This is a genomic window from Arthrobacter sp. NPDC058192 (assembly GCF_042883665.1).
GTDB lineage: Bacteria > Actinomycetota > Actinomycetes > Actinomycetales > Micrococcaceae > Arthrobacter.
In genome coordinates this window covers 37,409-59,067 of the sequence record NZ_JBHVVJ010000004.1, presented here as the reverse complement: position 1 = coordinate 59,067, position 21,659 = coordinate 37,409, and the positions used below count along the sequence as shown (strand labels likewise).

Here is a 21,659-nt window from a genome sequence, read left to right as displayed (position 1 = left end):
TGGTTGGGCGGGAATTAATCTCGTGTCGTAGATAAGGAATGAACTGGTCCCCGGAAGTTGGACTGGCCAAGTAAGATCCTAAGCCGCGAGGGCCTGGGCACGGTATTGCACCGGGCTCAGGCCCTCGAGCTTTGTCGAGATTCGGTCCCTGTTGTACCAGCGGATGTACTCCTTCGGGTGCGCGACCAGGGCGTCGGTGCTGATGAACCGGACGCGGTGGAACATCTCTTCCTTGAGGTGGCTGACGAAGTTCTCCATCACGGTATTGTCGTAGCAGTTCCCCTTGCGGGACATCGATTGGACTGCGCCGGCGCCCTCGAGGAGCGCCCTCCATGAGGCGTGCCGGTACTGGAAGCCCTGGTCTGAGTGCACGACCGGCTGTTGACCGGGCTCCAGGCAGGCGAGAGCTTGCTTGAGCGAAGCGTTGGTGAGCGCAAGGTTTGGGGACGGGCTGATCGAATGGGCGATGATCTGCCGGTCAAAGAGGTCCATGACCGGTGAGAGGTAGAGCTTCCGGTCGCCGACACTGAATTCGGTCACGTCCGTCACCCACTTCTGGTTCGGGGCGGTGGCGTCGAACTCCCGGTTCAGCAGGTTAGACGCGACAGCGCCTTGTTCGCCTTGGTAGGAGTTGTAGCGCACCCTCCGCCGGACCTTGCAGGCCAGCCCGAGGGTGCGCATCAGCTTCAACACGGTCTTCTTCGCGAGCATCCAGCCCTGCTTGAGCAGTTCCGTGTGGATGCGTCGGTGCCCGTACCGGCCCTGGTTCGTCGTGAAGATCTCTGTGACTGCGGTCTTGAGAGCCTCTTGGGGGTCTGGAGCCTGGAGGCGGGCCTGATGATAGAAGAATGTCGATCGGGCAAGACCGGCGACCTGCAGCAGAACCGGAAGTGTGAAGTCAGCCTTGAGGGCAATGAGGGCCTGGACCTTCACCGTTGTTTTTGAGCCCTCAAGGCCCGCAATTTTCCCAGATAGGCCACTTCCGCCCGTAACCGTTCGTTCTCCCGGCGCAGCCGCTCCAGCTCGGATGTCTCCGACGGCGGTGGGGTCTCGGGCTTCCGAGGTCGGCCTTTAGGCTTCGGGCGCAAGGCGTCAGCACCCTCGCGACGATACACACGCACCCACGTTTTCAGTAACAACGGAGAAGACAGGTCAGCCTCGGCGGCGAGATCCGGAGCAGTCTCGCCGGCGAGGAACCGTTCGACCAACGCGAGCTTGAAGTCGAAAGAATATGACTGTTTTGTCGGCTTGGTCACCAGCGCTCCTTGACCATGAATCCTCCACCGCCGATACAACGCCTTAACCGGCCAACGGGCCACGCCCAGCAGGTGAGCTGTCGCCGTATCTGCAAGGCCTTTCTCAAACCACGCTACAGCGGCCTCGCGCTGGACTTCAGACAATGAACTACTTGAACGCAAAAAACTGCTCCCCGGGAGTCGGAACTGAATTTCTCAGTCCAACTTCCGGGGAGCAGTTCAGAATGGCCCGGGGCCCTGCTGCGATGAGTGTGTCCAAGTAATCACCAGCGTCGCGACGATCCCTCGGCCGCGTTCAGAGAGGCGTTGAGGACCTGGCTTCCCCCGTAACGCGGTGGCCGTTGATCACTTCCATCTGGTCTCGCTGGCTAACCAGGCGGCGACCGAGGCCCGGCAGAACTTGTCCCAGCAGGTCAAGGGCCGCCGCGGCCGGCCCGTCGACAGGGCCTGGGCGCACCGGATGCTGCTTCTGCGCCCCGGCGGCACACCCTTCGAACAGGCCGTCCACCGCCTGGCCGAGGTCTTCGCCGCCGACGACAGGAGAACAACGTGCTCCTAGCGCATCGTGTGCCGGTGGTGGAAGGAGATTGAAGTCCTCACCGTCACCGGCGCCACCACCGGCAAGGTCGAAGCAAACAACATCGGAGTCAATCACACATCAAACGCAACGCCCGCGGCTACCGGAACGCCGGGAACTACAAATCGAATATCCTCATGAGAAGTGCCCTCCGGACGACGGCACGACACTCATCCGGGAAACCCCGTTCCTCACGAACCGCGAAGAGGCCGCAAAGCACTCGTCGGCCCTAACCGCTGAAGCTTCCATGCTCATCCGGGTTTGTCGGTTCTGCGACGAAAAGAACGCTGATCGGGATGTATTGATCAGCGTTCTCTTCGTGGCTCGACGGGACCTCTGTGCTCTCTCGCGGGCCGTTTTCCTCGACGCCCTTCGCACTCTACGAGGAGGGTCCATCTAGGCTGACTGCTACGACATCGAATCCATCAAAGCGCTCCACTGCTGGTAGATCGCATCATCGTTATAATTCTCGACCATCATTCGGCGGCCCTCGCGGCCTAGAGATGCGGCTCCGGCTGGGTCATTCAGTAGAGTGACGACTGCGTCGGCAAAGGCCGAAAGGTCGCGGTCCTTGATCAGGAACCCATTACGGCCGTTATCGACCAGGGATGCAGGGCCGTACGGGCAATCAAAGGCCACTACCGGGGTTCCGGCACTTAACGATTCAGCAATCGAAAGCGAAAATGCCTCGTAAGTCGACGTCATGAGGGAACAAGCGGAAGCAGCAAGCACGCGTCGAGAGTCTGTTGAGTAGTCCTCAAGAAAAACATGTGCACCCAAGCCCAATTCAGAGATAAGACTGGCATAGTTCTTCTTTTCGGCGCCGCGGCCATAAACGCGAAGTACCGCAGTCGGGACTCGGGATTTCACCAGTGCAAACGCGCGAATAGCATCATCCACCCGCTTTTGCGGATGGAAGCGCACGAGCATGCTCACTTCGTGAGGCTTCTTTTCCACAGACGGAACGGTTCCAACATCGCAGAAATTCGGAATCACCGAAATTTTCTCGCCGTGGCCGAAATCAGCAATGATGTCATCACGCTGCTGGTCAGTGAGTACGACTACTTGGTCGAGATCGCTCATTCTCGAGAAAATCAATCGATGGTCGTCCTTCATCGGACTACCGAATTCGAAAGGCGCGAGGAAATGATTTATGTGAATCTGATAGAAGCGGCGCGCGAGCCCTTCTTCCATACCCATCACGGTTGGAGCACTCCCGGGCCCATCGCAGATGAAGACAGGCATAGTAGTTTCCTGCCGCGCCAGTCTATTCAGCCAGTCGATCCGCCACTGTCTGTTGTTCCTGAAACTCTGGGTGGGAGAGCCATCACGAAAATGAAGATGCAGAGCGAAGGGAATACCCGTTTCCAGGCTCAAATGCGTCGTCAGATAGCAGAAGCCGTCCGGTGTAAAATAGCGCTCAGCCAAGGGCTTACCCGAAACGCGGTCTATTGTCAGTTCCCGAATCTTGTACCCGGTCGAATGAAATTGCTCCCGGAGTCGATACCCATCTTTAGTATGCCCGAGCTGGATGTCTTCCGCTGGGCGTTCTGGGCTTTGGAAGATGGGCCGATCCAAAGTATTCATCGAGGAGTAATATTCGTGAATATTTACCAGTTTAACACCGGGGGACATGCGGCCTTGGTCAACAAGTGCAGCTATCTCGGTGGAATAGTCGGGATTGTAGTCGAAAGTTACCAAATGAGCCCGGTGCCCTTTGGACTCAAAGACCCGAGATCGATTGAGCATTGCGGTGGTCATCCCACCTTTTCGGGCATTTATATCGAATACGACCATAAATACTGATTGCACTGTTGACCTTTACGACTTTATGGCTGAAGACTTACTTCAGGCTCGGGGGAACGGAAATCTGCGGACAATCTCACTTTTGCGGCAGGCCTCGCACAACGGCGTTAATTATTCTACTTGAAGCCCCACCGTCTTCGAGTGGCGCAAACTTCCTTAAGAACGTCGAATATTGCTCGGCATACTGGCCCGTCCAGGACTTCCAGTCCCGGATGCGTGAAGTCAGTTCTCCTTCGTCGTAAACTAGTGGGCCCGGAGCCGAGTCTTCATAGGGGAAAAGCCATCCCCTTTCATTCTCATACAGCGAGAAGTCGGGGACATAGAAGATCATGGGCTTGCCGGTCACCGCATAGTCGAAGCGAATCGAGGAGTAGTCGAAGAGGCCAATGTCCGACGCGAGACACAAGTCAGCCGAGTCTGGATACGATGTGACATCGACGATGCGTGCGGCGCCACGGTCCACTGGCCCGGCCTTGGCGCTGTACCTGTGGCCCCGCATCAGCAGCACATAGTCGGGTCCAAGGTCCTCGGCGATTCTTTGGGCGTCGAACAGGTCCGTGACCACAGTCTCTGTTGTTGCCTTTTGGTCCGATTCCCGCCAAGTGGGCGCGTAAAGCACAACTGTCTTGGTTTCGTCGATGCCCAGGAGTCGCCGGGTGTCGGCGGCCGTCTGCGCTGCTTGGGGCCCCTTGAACACGTCGTTCCGCGGATAGCCGAGTTCGAGCATCTGCCCCCGGAACCCGTATTCCTGGACATAGAGCTCCGTAGCTTTCGGGCTCTGACTGACGATGTGGCTCCACTGGTCGTTCTTGACCTCGATCCGCTGGGCGATCCGTTCGGGGCCGGCTCCAAGGCTGAGCCACCGGGAACGGCCCATCCGCTTAAAGGGGTGCCCGTGGAAGGTCTGAACCACGGTTTGGCCGGGACGCTTGAGTTTCCACCAATCCGCGTCGTTGTTGGAGAACGTGTAGGTCGCCGTGCTGCGGGCCACATACCATGCTTCCGAACGCTTAACCACCGGGATACCGCCCTCAGGCAACGAAACAGAGAAGTCCGAAACCTCCCAGTACAACTTCGCCTGCGGCCAGCGGCGCCGTGCCTCCTTATGCAGCTCCACTTGGCTGTCATTGGCGACTTCCCCGAAATAGCACCGGAAGAAAAATGCCTCCGGATCCAGCGGCAGCGCCGGATCCTCGACGTGACGCTCGTAGAGCGCCAACTGTCCGCGTTGGCTCTTTTCCTCGGGAGTCAGTGCCGGTTGGAACGTCACGCGGAACGTACCAGTGTGGCTGGCTCCCAGGTGCACCCCGACGCGGCTGCAGTCCATGCGGTTACCACGTGCCCCGAGTTCCTGCGCGGTCCGGGTTACTGAGGAATATGAACTGACGCCGTCTGTCGTAGCAACACGCCGTAGGTAGTAGCGCGCGCTCGGCGGAACAGTGCGCTGGCGGCCCCAATCGGAGACAGTGAGGCCGAAGGTCAGCTCGAATAATCCCGTTGCCATGCGCTTCACGGCAATCCCGGTGAACGTATGACGGTCACTGGCCAGTTCAAAGGCAGGCAGCACATCCGGAGAGTTGGTGCGGACGTGGAACACCAGAGAGGCGAAGTCGGCACCGAAGCGCACGTCGACGATTTCGGACCACAACGGATCGTCTGTCAGAGTGATGTTTCCCTGGTTGGTCCGGGTAAGCCGCAGGCTCCCCTCCGCGGAGACAATTTCCCGTCCGGCGCCTGACCCGCCGGCCAGAGCCCAACCCACGCGTCGCGTTCGTCCGTCTGCGGTCACAGCGTCCAAAGTCCAGTGCCTCAGCCCTGACGAGTCTGTCCACACTCCTTCAGGCACCTCGATGCTGCCGTAGAGCCCGTCGGTGTCCCTGATCAACTCTGACTGAACTGAGTGTCCCGCTGCAGTGAGACGGACGTAGCGGAACTGCAACGTCGAGCCATATTCCTGCATAGCGAACCACAGAGTGCGATCCACGAAGCTGGCCTCTGTGGCCCAGATGGCGCTTCGCCGAACCCGTATCCGCAAACCGTCCGTCTTCGTGAACTCAGGTGTGATCCAGAGTTGGTCTCTGTGCTCTCGGGAAATCGGCGTTTGCATGATCCTGAAGTCGTGCCGCCGCTCTATGGAACAGATGCGCTCCGTTTCGGGGCATTGGAGAGTTAACCGGACGCCGTAGGTCTGCAAAAACCCCGGCCGGTCCGGAAGTTTGGCGTCATCGATGACATCGTCGAAGTCGATGCTGGCCCGGAAACACGCTTGGGCGTAACTGTGGTGAGGGTCTTTGGTGAATTGATCCATCCGCGGATCGACAGTTCGTTCAAGTTTCGCCGGAAAGACGTGGCCGCCCGGTCCGACAAGTTCCAAACCGATTCGCAGAACCTCAGGATCTGCCGAGAGACCTTCAATGTACGCGGCGCCCTCAATCAGCAGCCTTCCATCTTCAGCCCATCGAACCGATGTCAGGAGCGAAACAGCCGGAAGTGAGGAATAGGGCCGCACCAGTGTGTCCTCTGACAGGTACGGTGCGATTTCCTCGATTAGGGGGGCGCTATAGACCACCCCTTCAGCTGTCTGTTTCAGTGGCGCAAAAGCGAAAGCAGGTGCATTGTATTCCAGGAAGCGCGCCAGCAGCTCGAACTGCCCGGCGGCAACAAGATTGAGCACAATCCGGTCGTGCAGTGCGATGCCGAACCAGGATTGTTTATTCACCCCATCGAGCACTTCGCGGAAGTTCTCCTGGGCCAGCTGCCGGAGTGCGGGGAAATCGTGACTGACAGCCAAGAGTGCATTCTTCAGGAGAACGTGCTCGAGGAAGTGTGACTCAAACTCCTGCAATCCTTCCGTGTGTCCTGCCAGTTCTTTCGTGGTGGCGCGCCAGCCTGGCAAAATGCCACCCATACGCTCAACGAGGATCTGCTCATCCGCCTGCTTTTCGCGTTGGGTCCAGAGACGCCAGCGGTAGACAACGTCCGGAAGGAGGTCGAACGTCCCGGCCTTGTACGCCTTCAGCATGGGCTGGTCGCTTTCGAAGGCCCGGCTGGCGCCGAAACGGAGGCCGTTGGCGCTCCAGAAGGTCGTGCGGAAGACTGCCCCCACAACGGTCATGTGGCGAAGTGCAACGGGCGCCGCCTGCAACGTCTGGCCTGAGAGTGCGGAATGCTTTAGCAATTCCTGCCATGGAACCGGCATCAGCTTCTGCCCTTGGAAGACTTGGACTCCAGCGACGGCGAAGTCAGCGTTCGATTTGGTGAGGGAGTCCATCAACCGCGCAAAGCCGTCATCGGCAACCACGTCGTCCGAGTCGACAAAAGTAAGGAATTCGCCTCTGGCGGAAAGTACGCCTCTGTCCCGGGCAGCGCCCGGACCGCGGCGGTCCTGAGTGATGATCCGGATCCGGGGGTCTCGCGTGCGGAAGTCGCGGACAATTTGCGCCGAGATGTCTGTGGACCCATCGTCGACGACGATGATCTCGATATTCCGGTAGCTTTGGCCGGTGATGCTCGCTAGACACTCGCGGACGTATACATCCGCGTTGTGCATTGGCACGACCACGCTTAGGAGACCGGGGATAAATTTCGGGTTCGAGGACGCGGACCTGGGGCGGACTGCCAAGGTCAATCCCTGCTGTGTCCTGGCGGCAAACTCGATCTCTACGCTGGTGTTGCCCAGAAAGGCGCTGCGGGCCGCCAAGGAGTGCCCCACACGGACAACGGAGGCGTTACCTGCAGTTCCGGCGTCGGGCACGCACTCCAGCCGGTAGTTTCCCGGGCCGGGAACCGGCAGGACTATCTCGAAGCGACCATCAGTCGTTGGCTGCACTGACGTCGGCCGCACAGAGTTCTTCCCGTTAAGGTGCACGCGCGACGCCGCGGCAGGGTCGCTGGTTTTCACGACCAGAATCAGCGACGTCCCCTCCTGGTCGAGTGACGCAGACTCGACCAATAGGAAGGCCTCGCTGTCCAGGACGCTGAGATTCCCGGCGGCGTTGGCGGCGGCCACCAGCGGCGATTCTCCTACCAAAACGTGACTGCCGGCACTTGAGGCGGTCAGCCCCCAGCCCAGGCCCCGTTCGACGTCCTTATCAGTTACAGCGCGGAGTGTCCACTGCGGAAAATCGATTTCTTCCCCGGCGCTGACCGGCAAGTCGAGGACCGTGCGGCCGATCCCGTCAGGTCCAGTTGTCACCGCTGCCTGCGCCGTCAACCCACCCATACGGGCGATCACCTTGGTGAATATCCGCTTGGCAGCTATTTGACGCAGGTTCAGGCCGATCCTTCGGCCGGAGATGTCAACTCCTTCGGCCATCACGGCTGAGCGCCTTAGGACTAGCCGAAATCCGGCCTCAGCGGAGAACTCCGGGGTTGCGAAAATATCTCCGAGTAGCCGCTCGGACAGAAGCGTGCGCATGAATTGGCCGTACGTGCGCTGCTTGAAAGGGACCCGGCGCGTGACACCGGCAACCTTCAAATCTACTGCGACATCCCAGGTGGGGAGGGTTCCCGTCCAAGGAAAGTCAGCGAAGACTTCGGCGACGTTGATCTCCGCGGAAAAGCGGGCCGCTCCGTAGTAGCCCCACGGATCTTTGTCAGTAGTGTCGGAATCGGGCTTATTGGCCCGAGCGACACTAATCGTTCGACTCGTCCCCGCTTGGTCCGTGAGCACCAGCGTCACCTCAAGAGATTCCGGGTCGGCAGGCAGCCCAGCAATGAAAGCGATGCCGCCGACTTCAAGCATGCCGTTTTCAAGCCAGGTACATGACTCCAGGACGGTCACATCGGTCAAAGCTTCGACGTCCCACAGCGGCGGACCACTGAGCTCCAGCGGCCGCTCACTCGGCGATTTAACGGGTTCCATGCTTTCCAACAACTATCTCCAAACCAATCTGCACGTTCTCATCCGGGGCAAGTAGCCAACGTCAGTGTTCCAGGACCGGTTCCGCCATTTGGAATTCGTCCTGGACGTCTGGGCTGTCCATCACGGCAACGTTCAGCGGGTCCATTTTGCGGACGTCGATGACGTGACCAGTCGTATTAGTGATGAGAACGTCCAGCGACCGTCGAGCTACCTCGAGGGAATCCAGCAGATCGGCAGCGGGCTCCGATCCGAAGGCGTTGGTGCGCATCGGGGTGGCTGTTCTCTCGGGGTTCACGCAGTTAACCCGGATGCCTTCATGAGACCACTCGTCCGCCAGCGCCTGGGTGAGGTTGACCGTTGCCGCCTTCGCGGAGCTGTACAAGCTGTATCCTCCCCGCCCTCGGGTGTAGGAGCTCGAAGTAAAGAGCAGCAGTGCGCCCCGCGTCTTCGCAAGTTCGTCGTGAAAAGTCTGGGCGATGAGCATCGGAGCGATGTAGTTGACTTCCGTTGCGAGGTAGATCGTTTCCTCGGATGCGTCCGCCAGGGCACCCATCGGGAGGACGCCGGCGGTGTTGACCACATAGTCAATGCGGCCGGTATCAGCCAGCACTTCGTCGCGCGCCTTTATGAGATCCGCTCGGCGATTCACATGAGTGTTTGTCAGCCCCCGGGAAAACACCTTGACCGTTGCGCCGTATTCGGCCGCCAGCGCGGCAATGTCCGCCCCGATCCCGTAGGACCCGCCGAAGACCACCACGGTCTTACCCGCCAGCTTGTCGCTGAACTGGAGGGGGCTGTGCTGAAGGCCGTCGTGGTTGCGGGCGAGCTGAAAGAGCTTGTCTGCCAAGTAGACGTCAATGGGCTGGGTGATCTTCATGTTCCGCTCATCCCCCAAGACCACCGCGATGGGGACGTCCGGCAGATAACGGAGGACGACGGTGCAGTCGTCTGTGGCTTTGAAATCGGGGTCTTTTTGGGCCACCTCGTATGCCTTCTTGATGGTGGCGAGGTGAAATGCCTGGGGCGTCTGGCCCCGGCGGAGGTAGCCCCGAGGCGGTACTTCACGGATCTTGGCCAGATCTGACGTCTTGCCCTGCGTCGAATCATCTTCCGATACGACAATGATCGTGTCTGCCGACGGAATGGCAACGTCCACAGCTTCGTGGTCGTCCAAGGCGGCGATGACATCTGCGATGATGCGGACCGAGACGAGCGGCCGCACCGCGTCATGGAAGATGACGTTGACGTCTTGATCGCCGATTGCGTCCAGAGCCAGTTTGGTGGTCCCGTTCCGTTCCGCTGCGCCCTCCAAGATGGTGGTCACTTTGGTGAAGGAGCATTTCTTGACCATGGCGCGCACGTTATCGAGATAACCGGGGGTCATCATGACTATGATCTCGTCGACGAGTTCACACTCCTGCGCAACGGCAATCGTGTGCTCCATGATGGGTCTACCGGCGATTTTCACCAGCTGCTTAGGTACGCTCAGACCGACCCGGGTGCCCACTCCCCCGGCCAGAATTACCATGACATTGCGTTTGCGTCCCATAGGACCCCCTCTTACGTGCGACGTGTTCATGTTGCGACAACCGAAGAAACAAAGAAGTCTTCCCCGTCGGCCCGCCCGCAGTCGGGCTGGTCCGCCCCCGCACGGGGAGCAGAGCGAAAAAAAGGCACCCCACCGCAGCGACTTAGCTGTGCAGGCGCCCTCATACTACCTAACGAGTTTACGGCAGTTGGGACGCGGAGTTCGCCATCTCTCACGTGCCGCCGCCTACGCGCGCCCACACCGCAGCATCTTTGACCACGCCAACCTGTAGCCGAGGCACCCAGAGAGCGGCGCCGGGTCCGGCACCGCCCTCTGGGTGCTCCAGCGCGTTTGCCGCACTCGCCGCTGTCAAAACGCCAGAGTCAAGGAAATAACCTCGAAATCCATTTCCCGACCAGGACGGGTAGCTGCTGGATTCTGCCATCTCAAGACCGTGCTTTCGAAAAGGAACCATCCAATGTTGATTCCATGTGTGCCCCTTCTATGCATGGCCATCGGCCGGTCGCCCGCCTGCGTTAGGCCTGCGGGGCAAGAACCCTCCACTAGGAGATAAATCACAGCAATAGTCCTGCGCGTTGTACAAATGGATTGGCCATGCCAGACTATGGTGTCCCCCGGCAACTTCTACCGTGAAAACGCACCTTTTACTCGTACCTTTGCCGCTTTTCCGGCGCAGAAGGTCTCACCGATAAGGTCTCGCATGCCAAAAAACGGTCGTGGCTCAACATTCCGTGTTCGCCCGCTCCCCATTTTGATCCTTGCAATACTCCTCCTCCTATCCGGTGCTCCCGGGGCCTCTGCAGCCACTGCGACCCCGTCCGGCCTTAAGTCACCCGCACAAACGAGCACCTCGGTCTTCATTTCCTGGAACGCTGTCAGCGGCGCGCCGAGATATCGCGTCCAGTACTCCACTAAGGCCGACTTTTCGGACTCCACGTACAACCGCTTCACAACTACCTCCACCGAACTCCGGGGACTCAAAAGCAACACCACCTATTACCTGCGGGTGCGAGTCATCTCCGCAGACGGAACTACTAACCTGAGCCCGTATTCGGCTGCCATAACAACCAAGACGAAGATCGCCCCAGTTTTTGCGGCGGTCGTGAACCCGCTGTCGGTTGCGAGCTACAACGTGAAGTGTGCCAACTGCTTCTCAGGGGTCGCCAATGAACTGACCTGGGCCGGACGTAGGTCAGCGGTGGTGGCGAACATCAAGGCCCAGATGCCGGACGTCATCGGTATCCAGGAGGCCTCCCAGGGATGGCTCAAGGATGACGCCCGCCCGGGCGGCGTCTCCCAGTTCGAGGACCTTCAACAGCGACTCCAGGCCGCCGGGGCGAACTACCAACTGGCGAATTCAAAGCGCAATAACTGCGTGAAGGACACCACGCCCACTAACTGCGTTTACGCCTATAAGGGCGCCTCGCAAGGGACGAAGCTTTTCTACAACGCAACCAAGGTTTCCTTGGTCAGCCAGGGTTCTCTGGCCTTGCCGGAAATAAAGGCCACCGACAACCCGCGCTACTGGGCTTGGGGCATTTTCGTTCAAAAGTCCACAAACAAGAAGTTCTTTGTCGGGGACGCCCACCTGGAGCCCGCCAGCGGCACCGCCTACCAGTCCTTGCGCACGAAGCAGACCCAGGCCATCACTGCAGAAATCAAGAAGCGCAATCCCAGCAACTTTCCCGTGCTCTTGACCGGTGACCTGAACTCGCACAAGTGGACGGTACCGACAAATGCCCCGTACGACGTCCTGACTGCAGCCGGTTATATTGATCCGCTCGGCAACACGTATGCCTCCGATTTGCCCAGCGGGAAGGCGACTGCTGAGAAGACCGTTAATGCCAACTACGACAGCTTCAACGCATTCAAACGCCACGCCAACGCCCGCAATGCCTGGGGCAACGGGACCTATTTGGATTACATCTTCACTTCCAAGATGCGCGTCGTTGAGTGGCGCACCGTGGTGAACGTTGATTCAAGTGGGAATTTCATCGGAACCATCCCCTCTGACCACAACATGGTCAAGGCAACGGTCCAGCTTCCCTAGGAGCCGGCCCGTTCGGAATAAATCAGGGACCCGTGGTTCTGTTCGGTCGGACGTCACTGCATGTGAGCCGACCCAACAGAACCACGGGTCCCTTGTTTCCTTGCTCTTGAATCTAAGAGGAGAAGGACTGCGCCATCTGGTCAAGTTTCCGGTCGGCAGTCAGCGACATCACGCGACCCCATTGGGTTGTCACTGATCGGTCGTCGAAGCGCTCCGCAGTAGCCCTGGCGGCCTGCCTCATGGACTCGACGTCGTCAGTCGAGAGGGCGCCCAGCCGGACGATCGACTCGGCCAAGCCTTCAATGTCCCCCGCCTCGACCAGATAGCCATTCACGCCGTCAACGATGATGTCGGCCGGCCCATAAGGCATGTCGTAGGCGATTGGAATGCAGCCGAGGCTCATCGCTTCCAGAAGCACCAGGGGAAGACCTTCCATCCGGCTTGTTAGGAGGACGAAGGAAGCCTCGGAGAGTCGCTCCCTGGGCTCGCTGTCGAAGCCCCCGAGGTGAACGCTGTCGCTCAAGCCAAGCTTGGAAACGAGCGCCTCCAATTGTTCCCGGGCCGGCCCGTGTCCGTAGATGGTGAGGTCGAATGGCGCTCCGGCTAGGGCGTTTGCCTTGCCGATTCCCCTAATCGCGTGGTCCACCCGCTTGCGGTACGTAAGACCTGCCAGCATCACTCCACGGGTCAGGGGACGGTCGGTCGACGTAGGCAGGCTCTCAGGGAGCTCAGTGCTGTTCGGTACGACGAAGGTGTTGCCGGGGTTCCCGAAGACCAAGTCAACATCGTCTTTTTGACGCTTGGTCAGGAGTACTATCCCGTCATAAGTATCCAGCCGTTCGAAAACGTAACGGCGGACGTTGCTGAGCTCACCGTGTGGGGGAACGTGGCCCGATGCCATGTGGGAATTGTGTACAAGGTGCAGGGTCACCACGTTGTCCCGGCGGAATCGCGTGATGAAGTTGGCCGACGACTTGCTGTCGACAATCATGAAGGTTTCCTGGCTGCCCACAACAGTGTCCAACCAAAACAAATAGAGGGGCCATATCCTGTTCCAGGCGGCAACGGGTTCTCCCTCAAGGTCACAAAGGGTGATCAACCGGCCGCCCTCTGTGCCCCGTTCGTGGATGTCCCGCTGATCCGACACGAACAGACTCCCGTCGGGCCGGAAGTAGTCCACTTGAAGGGTTTTGTCCGACGCTGCATCCAGGCGCACACGACGCCCCAGTGACCCCTTCGCGATTTCCTCGGACTGCTGCTCGTCTACGGGGATGGGAGTGAAAGTCCCCGTAATGTTTTTGTCTCCGCTAACGGTGGACAGCGCTTGTTCCGGCAGGGTGGACAGCTCTTCCCAGAGGTTTCGCAGGCGCATACCGGAAACCATCTGGCCGGAAGTTTGCAACTCCCGCCGGACGCGATCGAGCCCGGCGTCGTACTCGAAGGTCAGGACGTCCACAGGTACCCCGGCTTCGCGGACAAAGGCCCTCGAACGCCGAAGGAGGGCGCTGGTCATTCCACCGAAGTTCGCCGGTATCCCCCACGTAACCGCGAGCTGCCTACCGGCCGGAAGCAGCCTGCCTGTTGGATCAGAGTTCAACTTGTCCTCATTTTTATGCAAGGCAGACCGCCCGGTCCACCGCTGTCAGTCAATTCTGCCTGTTTCTCAGCGCCAGAAACCGCGGGTGTCGATGACCCGCTTACCTTCGAGGCTGGCGGGATCAATCTCACGGAATTTGTCGTGGTCGACCAGCAACGCCACTACATCGGCGGCCTCAACCGCTTTGTCCGTCTCCACGTGACGGACGTTCGGCATCGCGGCCAGCACCTTTGGCAGGTGGTCCTTGTGCGGTGCCGCCACGAGAATTTCAGCATCCGGATGCAGCTCAGCGACGCGTCCGACGATCTCCAGCGCCGGGGATTCCCGGACGTCGTCGATGTTGGCTTTGAACGCGAGGCCCAGGCAGGCAATCACCGGACGGTCGATGCCGCTGGCTGCCTTCCGCACCTGCTCCACAATGTAGCCGGGCTTACTGTCGTTGACCTCACGCGCGGTCCGGATGAGGGACGAATTTTCGGGATCGGCGGCAACGATGAACCACGGATCGACGGCGATGCAGTGGCCGCCGACTCCCGGACCGGGCTGGAGAATGTTGACCCGGGGGTGATGGTTCGCCAACCGGATCAGTTCCCACACGTCGATGTCCAGGTTGTCGCTGATTACAGACAGTTCGTTCGCAAACGCAATGTTGACGTCGCGGTAGGCGTTCTCGACGAGCTTGGACATCTCTGCCGTTGCCGCGTCAGTGAGGTGGATCTCACCCTGGCAGAACACTGCATAAAGAGCAGCGGCGGCCTCCGCGGCCTCAGTGGTGAGACCGCCCACCACGCGGTCATTGGTGACGAGCTCGATCATGATCCGGCCCGGCAGCACCCTTTCCGGGCAATGCGCCACCAGCAGCACCGGCTTGCCGTCCGCACCGTCAAGGCTGAGGTCCGGACGCAGCCCCAGAATCAGCTCGGCGAGCCGACGCGTGCTGCCGGGCGGCGAGGTGGATTCCAGGATTACCAGCTCGCCGCCACGCAGCTTGGGCGCAATGGCCCGGGCTGCGGCAGCAATATAGGACATGTCGGCCGACTTGTCCGCCTGGAACGGCGTGGGCACAGCCACAATGTAGGCATCCGCTGCGGGCGTTTCGAGCTGCGCCCGGAGCCGGCCCTGGCTGACGGCGCCGGCGACGTGGACCCCCAAGTCGGGTTCCACGAAGGGCACGTCGCCGTTGTTGATGGCGGCCACCGTGCGTGGATTAACGTCGACGCCGATCACGTCGAGCCCGTTCGTCGCCAGGATGGCGGCCGTGGGCAATCCGATATAACCCAATCCGACGACGGCGACGGTCGTGATCGGGGGTGCCGTCTCGGCGGTCTTAGATGTCGACATGATCATTCAGCTTTCCGTAGAACTTGAGGTCACCTGACGCGAGCAGTTCCGCATCATCAACCTGCCAGGTGTGTCCGTTTCCAGTGCGGACCTGGAAATAGTTGAAGCGGTCCGCCGAGTAGATGGTTTTCCCGGCACCGCGGGCATCGCGGAGGAATCCGGTGTCCTCGCCGACGGCAACGTGCTGGAAGGGGTGTTCAGTGAAGACGTCCCGGCGACCCATAATAGTCGGCCCCATCACGAAGTCGGTAAACCGATGTTCCCGGGCCGCAAATCGAAGAATGGCTGCATTGGAGGTCTCAAGGTGCATGTAGTGTGCCTGCTTGCCGACGACGTCCGCGCCCGAGTAGGCCAGTGCCTGGAGCTGGTCGCTGAGATAGTGCGGGCCGTAGTGGTCGTCGTCGTCCATCTTGGTGAGGACCTGCCCGCTGGCCGCGGCGACGCACCGGTTCAGGCACTCCCCCAGCGACACTTCCCGAGGTGCCTCCAGGAGCACGACGTTCCTCAGCCCGGACTTTTCGGACAGCTCTGACAAGCGTTCGGCGGAGAGCTGGAAGCCATGAGTGAGCAGCACCAGTTCTGGCTCCACGCCCCGCTGTCCGGCGATGGTCCGGAAGACACGCTCCAGGTTCTGGGGCCGGATGGTCGGCAACAGAACGGACAGGGACGGTTGTTCCACGCCCGCGGCCATGTCCGGAACGGCGTGCTGCAGCACGGTGGCTGCCCGATGGGAGTAAGTGTGGTGCGCCCAGATCGTCCGTTGCGCCAGATGGGCGGTCCGGTCGTTCAGTTCCGGATTGGTAACCAGGGCGCGTGTGAGGTGCTCGGCTTCCTTGCGGGTGGCGGCCACAGGCACGGCCGCGGGCGTGAAGAACTGGCCCATGGCCTCACTGGGCGCGGTGATCACGGGCGTCCCGGACGCCGAGATTTCAAAGATGCGCCGGGCGCACATGCTTGGCGAATCCACGACGGAATTGACGTTGAGGAAAACCTTGTAGGCCTTGTAGGCGGATAGTGTCTGGGCATACGTCAGCGATCCGACCACGCGCGAGTCAAGCGGTGCGGGGAACTGGTACTCGGCGTTACCGCCAAGCTGGCGCGAGAATATTTCCAGCCCCGTCCCCATCCGGGCGGACGCGTCCAGCGCCCCACCGAGGAGAAGGTCCATCTGGGCACGGCGTTCGGGATATTTATGGGCAAAGTACATTCCGGCGAAGGCAACGTCCCGCTGGTGCCGGCCGTGTCGGGGCCGGACAGGGTTGTGGATTGCCGGCTGGGCCGCGAACGGAAGCACGGAGACGCGATCATGCCCGAGATCCGCAGTGTACTGCGGTATGCGGCTGGAATCAGACGTGAACACATGGTCAAACAGCCGGGCGGCCGGCAGGAAGTCCGCATAGTGCGGAGGATCTTCCTTGTTCCAGAAAACTGTGGGAATTCCCTGCTCCCGGCACCACTGGACCAGCTCGCGGAACTCGTCGCTGGGTCCGTTGGGGCCGGTCAGCTTGCCGCGCCACAGTCCGCCGTTTCCGGCCCAGGCCGACTCTACGAACAGGAGATCAACGGCACCGGACGCCAGGTCGCTGCGCCAGGTGTGCGGGTGTACGGCGCTGGTGGTCCACTCGTAACCGAAGGCGAGGGCAGAGAAGTCGTCGAGGATCACCGCGGCGCGCACGTCTGGCCGGGTTGGCTGTTGTTGGGGAAGCGTGGCCGGCATCAGGGACAGCCGCCGCTTGGCCCCGCGTCCTGTCCAGGCCGCTTGCACGCCCTGCACGTTGCGGGGTGCGGCGAAGCCCTGATCGATCCGCTGGCGGGCCCGCCATGACCTGTACTGCGCCGGGCCGCCCCTCCGCAGATGCCACAGTCCTGTCCGGATCGTCCCGAGCCCCGCCATCAACCTCGGCTCCGTCGCGAGGACCGGCCACGGACCTCGGTGGCCACCAGGTTTGCCTTTGCGTCCTCGAGGATCTTGGCTGCTGTTATGTTGTTGCCCTTCGACAGGTGACGGGTGAAGTCCTGATAGGCCTTGATGGCCACCTCCGGGTCGCCGTCCATGATGAGGTCACCCTTGTCCAGCCAGACCACTCGCGTGCACATGTCCTTAATGGTGTCGAGGCTGTGGCTGACCACGAACACACAGCCCGCCTGCTCGCGGAGCTCGTCCATCCGCCGCTTGCTGCGGTCCCCAAACTGCGCATCGCCGGTATTGAGCGCCTCATCCACCAGGAGAATCTCCGGATCGACGCTCGCCGCGATCGCAAAACGGAGACGTGACGCCATGCCCGAAGAGTAGGACTTCATCGGCAGGTGAATGGACTTCTCAAGTCCGGACAGTTCGACAATGCTATTGAATTTCTGGTCAACCTCGGCCCGGCTCATGCCCATTGCAAGGCACCCCAACACGACATTCTGGTCGCCGGACAGGTCCTGGACGAGGGCCGCGTTAACGCCGAGCATGATCGGTGTGCTGGAGGCATACACCGCCCCGGATGTTGGTTTGGACTGGCCGCTGATGATCTTCATGAGCGTGCTCTTTCCGGACCCGTTTCTGCCGATGATCCCCACCGACTCACCGCGTTCCACCACCAGGGAGAGCTCGTTCAGGGCGTGCACGGTCACCATGTTGGGCTTGTTGACGGCGCGGCGCAGGAACCGGGGCTTGGGCGTATCGGGATCTGCATCCGAAGATGCGGTCGAGGCGACTCGATAGCGCATCCGCACGCTATCTACCACGACGCACGGATGTCCCTCGATGAAAATTTCCTGCTCAGCCGCGTCCATAGGATTCCTCCCCCTTCCAGAAGTACACCATTCCCACAGCCAGAGCCCCTAAAGCCCAGGCGGTGAGAATGGCCCAGGACTGCCACTGGGGCACCCGGGCGTAGAGAACACAGTCCCGGACAATATCGATCACGTTGAACAAGGGGTTGAGCTTGATAAGGGCAAGCACCTGGGGATGGGTGATGAAGTGGTCATAGGTGTAGAAGATGGCCGAAACATACATCCAGGCCCGTATCACGAAGGGAAGCAGGTGGGTGACGTCGTGAACCCGGGAAATAATCCGGGCAAGAATGAGTCCGATACCAAGGTTGAAAAGTGACTGCAGAAGTATGGCCGGTACAACCAGGATCCAGAGCCAGGTGATGTCCTCCGCCGGTGGCAGCACCACCACGATCAGCAGCATCGCCAGGACCAGTGGAACGGCTGACAGCAGTTCCCGGACATTGGCCCCGATGGGCAGCGCGGCGCGCGGGAAGTTGAACGCCTGCACAATGGACTTGTTGTTTCGGATGGAGCGTGCACCGGAGGTGATAGCCCCGGAGCTGAACTGGAAGATGAAGATTCCCACCACCAGGTACCCCACGAAGTTCTCAATGCCCTTGCTGGTCTTCAGCAACAGCCCGAAAATCAGGAAGTATGTCAGCCCGTTGAAGATCGGGTTCAACAGCAACCATGCGCTGCCGAGGCGGTCGCGCCTAGTGCCGCTTTGAACGCGGGCGCGGGCATCGTAGAAAATGAATTGCCGGAAGTCCCAGAGCTGAACAAGATAGTCCAGGAAATTGGGCCGCGAACCGACACGAGTCAGCCGCCGCATATCCACGGAGAGTGGCTGTACCGCCACCGGCTCCTCGTCTATTGCACTATCAGCGGACACTAGTCGATCTCCTCATGTTCATGGTGCAGCCCGGCGTAACGCGCGGCCAGTGTCTTGGCGTTGGCAGCCCAGGTCCTCTCGGCCAGAACTGCGGCCCGGCCTGCGAGGCCCATTGTTGCCCGTCGGCTCTCATCGCGGAGCAACGCCGAGATCGCGCGTGCAAGCTTCTCAGGTGAGGCGGCAGGAACCAAAAGTCCGTTGCCGCCGTCGTCTATTATCTCCCGAAGTGCGGGCAGGTCGCTTCCCACCACCGGTCGTGAGCTCGCGAGTGCCTCGACGGGCTTCAGCGGAGTCACGGCGCGGGTCACATCCAGGTCCTTCCGGGGTACCACGAACACATCCAGTGCTTGGTGATACAGCGGCGCCTGATCCCGCGGTACCCGCCCTGTAAATATCGCCCTGTCGGCCAGCCCATGGCTGCGCACTTGCTCCTGAAGGGCGGGGGCGGCCACGCCGTCGCCCACGATCAGCAGCCGCAGCTGGGGAAATTCCGGCGCAAGATGCGCAAAGGCTTGAACGAGGTCATCCAGGCCCTCATACGCGACAATGCTGCTGACCGTACCGATGTAGAAGCCGTCCTCGGGCAGGCCGAGTTCGCGGCGGGCGTCGCCTGCACAACGCGGCTGCTGAAGGAAGGCTCCGCCGACGGCGTTGGGTGCAATGATGATTTTCTCGCCGGGGATACCCGCGGCGACGATGTTGGCTTTCATCGCGTGCCCCAGCGTCACCACCAAATCGGCGTCCCGCATGACTTCGGTCTCCCGGTCCTGAAACAGCCGGTACTTTTCGCTGGCCGTGGCCTGCGGGCCCCGTGTTGCGGCCCACGTGTCTGCCAACTGGCCGCGGACCTCGTACACCCAGGGAATGTCCAGTGCCTCCGCCACAGCCCGCACCACGAGTCCGTTGACGAAATGCGTGGTCGTGTGAAGGACGCTGGGCCTAAATTCCAGCGCAACCTTCAGCAATTCCTCGGCCTGTTGCTGGAGGCGGGCATCCATCGTGGGTGCCAGCCGGGGCGGAAGGAGGCGCCGGTATTGAATACCGTCCACGACGTCACCGGCCTGCGCCAGGAGCTTCCCCACCTGCACCGGATACGCGAGCCGCGTGACGGCCAGCACGTCCCACCCGGCTTCCTGTTGGGCCACCATGATCGAGTGTGACCTCTGGGCGTATCCGCTGGCGGTGTGGGGCAGCGAATTCGTCAGCAGATGCAGTACCCGCCCGGGGACAGGGCTGAACTCCTGGCGGCTGAGCCGGGGTGCCGAGCCCGTGTAGACGGCCAACTCGCCGGCCAGCCGTTCCTGCTGGCGACGTCCCGCCGGGCCGCAATCTCCGAGGACCGCGACGGCGGAGCTGAGGTTTCCGTCATGCCACAGCCTGCGGGCCCGAGCGGACTTGAGGCCCGGCGCGTTCCCTGCTGCGGATAGCAAAACATCCGAGAGTTCGGGTCGGTTAGCGACGAGCGCGATGTCTGCGAGCTTTCGTGCCTTCTCCCCGGTGACGTGTCGGTCGACGGCGAGCCGCAGACGGCGGGAGACGTCGTCGTCGTCTCCACGCATGAGCGATGCGAGCAAGACGGGAACGGCCACAGAGCCGCTTGGTGCGACTGCGGCGGTGAGGCGGGCAAGCGGACGTACCACGGCGGACGGCAGACGCCGGGACAGTTGCAGGAAAAGCACCATCGGATCGTCCGTGAGGTGTTGTCCCGCTGTCTGTGCAGCGAGCCGCAGATTTCTCAGGGGCTGGATCATCGGTTGGCTACGGGAGTCCTGCCCAGAAGCCCGGTGATGAGCTCCATGTAACGTCCGGCGAGCTGCTCATACTCGGCATGGGTCTTGACCCACTGCCGGCTATCGCCGTTGCGGACCAGGCGCCCGCGGTCGGCGGCGAGTTCGCGCCATAGTGCTGCAAGGGCCTCCGGATCACTGGCCACGATGTCCCCGGCTTCGGCGTCAGCAACGACACGTGCCGCCTCGCCCTTCACAACAGCGGTCACGTGGCGGCCGACGGCGAGGACCTCATAAGTCTTGGACGGGACAGTGGTTTCGAAGGACGTCCAGTCATCGCGCAGGGACACCAGGCAGGTGTCAGCCGACGCGTAGCGTTGCAGCATGGCATCCCCGGTCAATGGCGCATGAAAAGTCACCGGTGCCTTGAGTGATCGGGCTAGTTTTTCCAGCATCGGCCGTTGCGTGCCGTGGCCGACCATGTGTAGATGCATTGCGTCCCCCACCAGGGCGCTGGCCCGGATGGCTACGTCCAGCCGCTGGCTCTCTCCGTGGTTGCCCAGATACAGGGCTTCGAAGACCGGCCGTTCCGTTGCCGGCGGGTCAAGGACGGGGATTGCGTCCAGGTGCACGCCGTTGCTGACAGTAGCCACATTGCGGACGCCCCGCGCACGGAGAGTGGCGGCAAATCCGTCCGTCACGGTGACCACAAGGTCGGCCCCGTGCTGCACGAAGTCCACCACATGCTCAACGACGCTCTTGACGCTTCCCTCAACTAGTCGGGCGTCCCGGGCAAGATCCGGCCAAGCGTCCCGCATCTCCACGATGAGCGGCACCCGGCGCACCTTGGCCAGGACATACCCGGAAATCAAGGACGGGAGCCCGGGCGCGGTGACGATTACGACGTCAGGCTTCCGAAGCATGAATCCGGCCGGGATGGACAACGCGGCGGAAAAGCACTGGTCCAGGAGTCGTGCAGCCCTGGAGTTGCCGTGGCGCAGGTACGGCACACGCAGAACCTTCTCGGTGAATTGGCCCTTTTGGAGCTGAAATGGCCGCCCGGCCATCCGGCGGGGCAGGGCCCGCCGGCCGAAGGGATAGTGCGCCACCGGCGTGACGACGTCGACGTCCCAGCCCGATCGGGAAAACTCCTTGATCATCGCTGTCCAGCGCCGCTGCGGGGGGCTCTGCTCTGGCCAGTAAGAATGGGTCAAAAGCATGACCCGCAGACTTTCAG

The 21,659-nt window shown here is 61.1% G+C and carries 14 protein-coding genes; 2 read left to right on the top strand and 12 right to left on the bottom strand.

Features of this window, described 5'->3' with window-relative positions; translation table 11 throughout:
* Positions 1 to 78: 78 nt before the first annotated feature.
* Positions 79 to 933: an IS3 family transposase gene (locus tag ACFVVK_RS05370; protein WP_390264496.1), complete on the bottom strand. Its 855-nt coding sequence runs from the start codon at positions 931 to 933 to the stop codon at positions 79 to 81.
* Positions 930 to 1,256: a helix-turn-helix domain-containing protein gene (locus ACFVVK_RS05365; protein WP_390264493.1), complete on the bottom strand. Its 327-nt coding sequence runs from the start codon at positions 1,254 to 1,256 to the stop codon at positions 930 to 932. Before ACFVVK_RS05365 ends, ACFVVK_RS05370 begins: the two co-directional genes overlap by 4 nt.
* A gap of 334 nt (positions 1,257 to 1,590) precedes the next feature.
* Here ACFVVK_RS05365 and ACFVVK_RS05360 point away from each other — a divergent pair, with 334 nt between their 5' ends.
* Entirely contained in the window at positions 1,591 to 1,815 is a 225-nt protein-coding gene (locus ACFVVK_RS05360; RefSeq protein WP_390264491.1) for a hypothetical protein, read from the top strand.
* A gap of 426 nt (positions 1,816 to 2,241) precedes the next feature.
* Here the strand turns inward: ACFVVK_RS05360 and ACFVVK_RS05355 are convergent, their stop codons facing one another.
* From ACFVVK_RS05355 to ACFVVK_RS05345, 3 genes are all read right to left on the bottom strand, one after another.
* Positions 2,242 to 3,594: a glycosyltransferase gene (locus ACFVVK_RS05355; protein WP_390264488.1), complete on the bottom strand. Its 1,353-nt coding sequence runs from the start codon at positions 3,592 to 3,594 to the stop codon at positions 2,242 to 2,244.
* A 121-nt stretch (positions 3,595 to 3,715) separates the two neighbouring features.
* Positions 3,716 to 8,503: a CDP-glycerol glycerophosphotransferase family protein gene (locus ACFVVK_RS05350; protein WP_390265009.1), complete on the bottom strand. Its 4,788-nt coding sequence runs from the start codon at positions 8,501 to 8,503 to the stop codon at positions 3,716 to 3,718.
* Between the two features lie 61 nt (positions 8,504 to 8,564).
* On the bottom strand, positions 8,565 to 10,052 hold the full coding sequence (locus tag ACFVVK_RS05345) for an SDR family NAD(P)-dependent oxidoreductase (protein ID WP_390264485.1): 1,488 nt from the start codon (positions 10,050 to 10,052) through the stop codon (positions 8,565 to 8,567).
* Positions 10,053 to 10,635: 583 nt separating this feature from the next.
* On the opposite strand from ACFVVK_RS05345, the gene ACFVVK_RS05340 reads away from it, so the two are divergent.
* Positions 10,636 to 12,102, top strand: coding sequence for an endonuclease/exonuclease/phosphatase family protein (locus tag ACFVVK_RS05340; RefSeq protein WP_390264482.1), 1,467 nt, complete (start codon positions 10,636 to 10,638; stop codon positions 12,100 to 12,102).
* Positions 12,103 to 12,214: 112 nt separating this feature from the next.
* On the opposite strand, the gene ACFVVK_RS05335 is transcribed toward ACFVVK_RS05340, so the two are convergent.
* From ACFVVK_RS05335 to ACFVVK_RS05305, 7 genes are all read right to left on the bottom strand, one after another.
* Positions 12,215 to 13,558 (bottom strand): glycosyltransferase, encoded by a 1,344-nt coding sequence (locus tag ACFVVK_RS05335; protein ID WP_390264479.1) that lies wholly within the window; start codon positions 13,556 to 13,558, stop codon positions 12,215 to 12,217.
* Positions 13,559 to 13,765: 207 nt separating this feature from the next.
* Entirely contained in the window at positions 13,766 to 15,040 is a 1,275-nt protein-coding gene (wecC, locus tag ACFVVK_RS05330) for a UDP-N-acetyl-D-mannosamine dehydrogenase (protein WP_390264477.1), read from the bottom strand.
* Positions 15,027 to 16,934, bottom strand: a complete 1,908-nt coding sequence (locus ACFVVK_RS05325; RefSeq protein WP_390264474.1) for a glycosyltransferase — start codon at positions 16,932 to 16,934, stop codon at positions 15,027 to 15,029. Before ACFVVK_RS05325 ends, wecC begins: the two co-directional genes overlap by 14 nt.
* Positions 16,934 to 17,821: an ABC transporter ATP-binding protein gene (locus tag ACFVVK_RS05320; RefSeq protein WP_390264472.1), complete on the bottom strand. Its 888-nt coding sequence runs from the start codon at positions 17,819 to 17,821 to the stop codon at positions 16,934 to 16,936. Before ACFVVK_RS05320 ends, ACFVVK_RS05325 begins: the two co-directional genes overlap by 1 nt.
* Positions 17,808 to 18,695 carry an ABC transporter permease gene (locus ACFVVK_RS05315; protein ID WP_390264469.1) on the bottom strand — a complete coding sequence of 296 codons (888 nt, stop codon included), beginning with the start codon at positions 18,693 to 18,695 and terminating at the stop codon, positions 17,808 to 17,810. The genes ACFVVK_RS05320 and ACFVVK_RS05315 overlap by 14 nt, the downstream gene beginning before the upstream one ends.
* Entirely contained in the window at positions 18,695 to 20,377 is a 1,683-nt protein-coding gene (locus ACFVVK_RS05310) for a glycosyltransferase family 4 protein (protein WP_390264466.1), read from the bottom strand. The genes ACFVVK_RS05315 and ACFVVK_RS05310 overlap by 1 nt, the downstream gene beginning before the upstream one ends.
* A 65-nt stretch (positions 20,378 to 20,442) precedes the next feature.
* Positions 20,443 to 21,642, bottom strand: coding sequence for a glycosyltransferase family 4 protein (locus tag ACFVVK_RS05305; protein WP_390264463.1), 1,200 nt, complete (start codon positions 21,640 to 21,642; stop codon positions 20,443 to 20,445).
* Between the last annotated feature and the right edge of the window lie 17 nt (positions 21,643 to 21,659).

Excerpts from the sequence above, each read along its gene's own strand:
- ACFVVK_RS05340 (WP_390264482.1), top strand. The coding sequence starts at position 10,636 with ATGGATTGGCCATGCCAGACTATGGTGTCCCCCGGCAACTTCTACCGT.
- ACFVVK_RS05350 (WP_390265009.1), bottom strand. The coding sequence starts at position 8,503 with ATGGAACCCGTTAAATCGCCGAGTGAGCGGCCGCTGGAGCTCAGTGGT.
- ACFVVK_RS05325 (WP_390264474.1), bottom strand. The coding sequence starts at position 16,934 with ATGGCGGGGCTCGGGACGATCCGGACAGGACTGTGGCATCTGCGGAGG.
- ACFVVK_RS05345 (WP_390264485.1), bottom strand. The coding sequence starts at position 10,052 with ATGGGACGCAAACGCAATGTCATGGTAATTCTGGCCGGGGGAGTGGGC.
- ACFVVK_RS05320 (WP_390264472.1), bottom strand. The coding sequence starts at position 17,821 with ATGGACGCGGCTGAGCAGGAAATTTTCATCGAGGGACATCCGTGCGTC.
- wecC (WP_390264477.1), bottom strand. The coding sequence starts at position 15,040 with ATGTCGACATCTAAGACCGCCGAGACGGCACCCCCGATCACGACCGTC.
- ACFVVK_RS05305 (WP_390264463.1), bottom strand. The coding sequence starts at position 21,642 with ATGCTTTTGACCCATTCTTACTGGCCAGAGCAGAGCCCCCCGCAGCGG.
- ACFVVK_RS05355 (WP_390264488.1), bottom strand. The coding sequence starts at position 3,594 with ATGACCACCGCAATGCTCAATCGATCTCGGGTCTTTGAGTCCAAAGGG.
- ACFVVK_RS05310 (WP_390264466.1), bottom strand. The coding sequence starts at position 20,377 with ATGGTGCTTTTCCTGCAACTGTCCCGGCGTCTGCCGTCCGCCGTGGTA.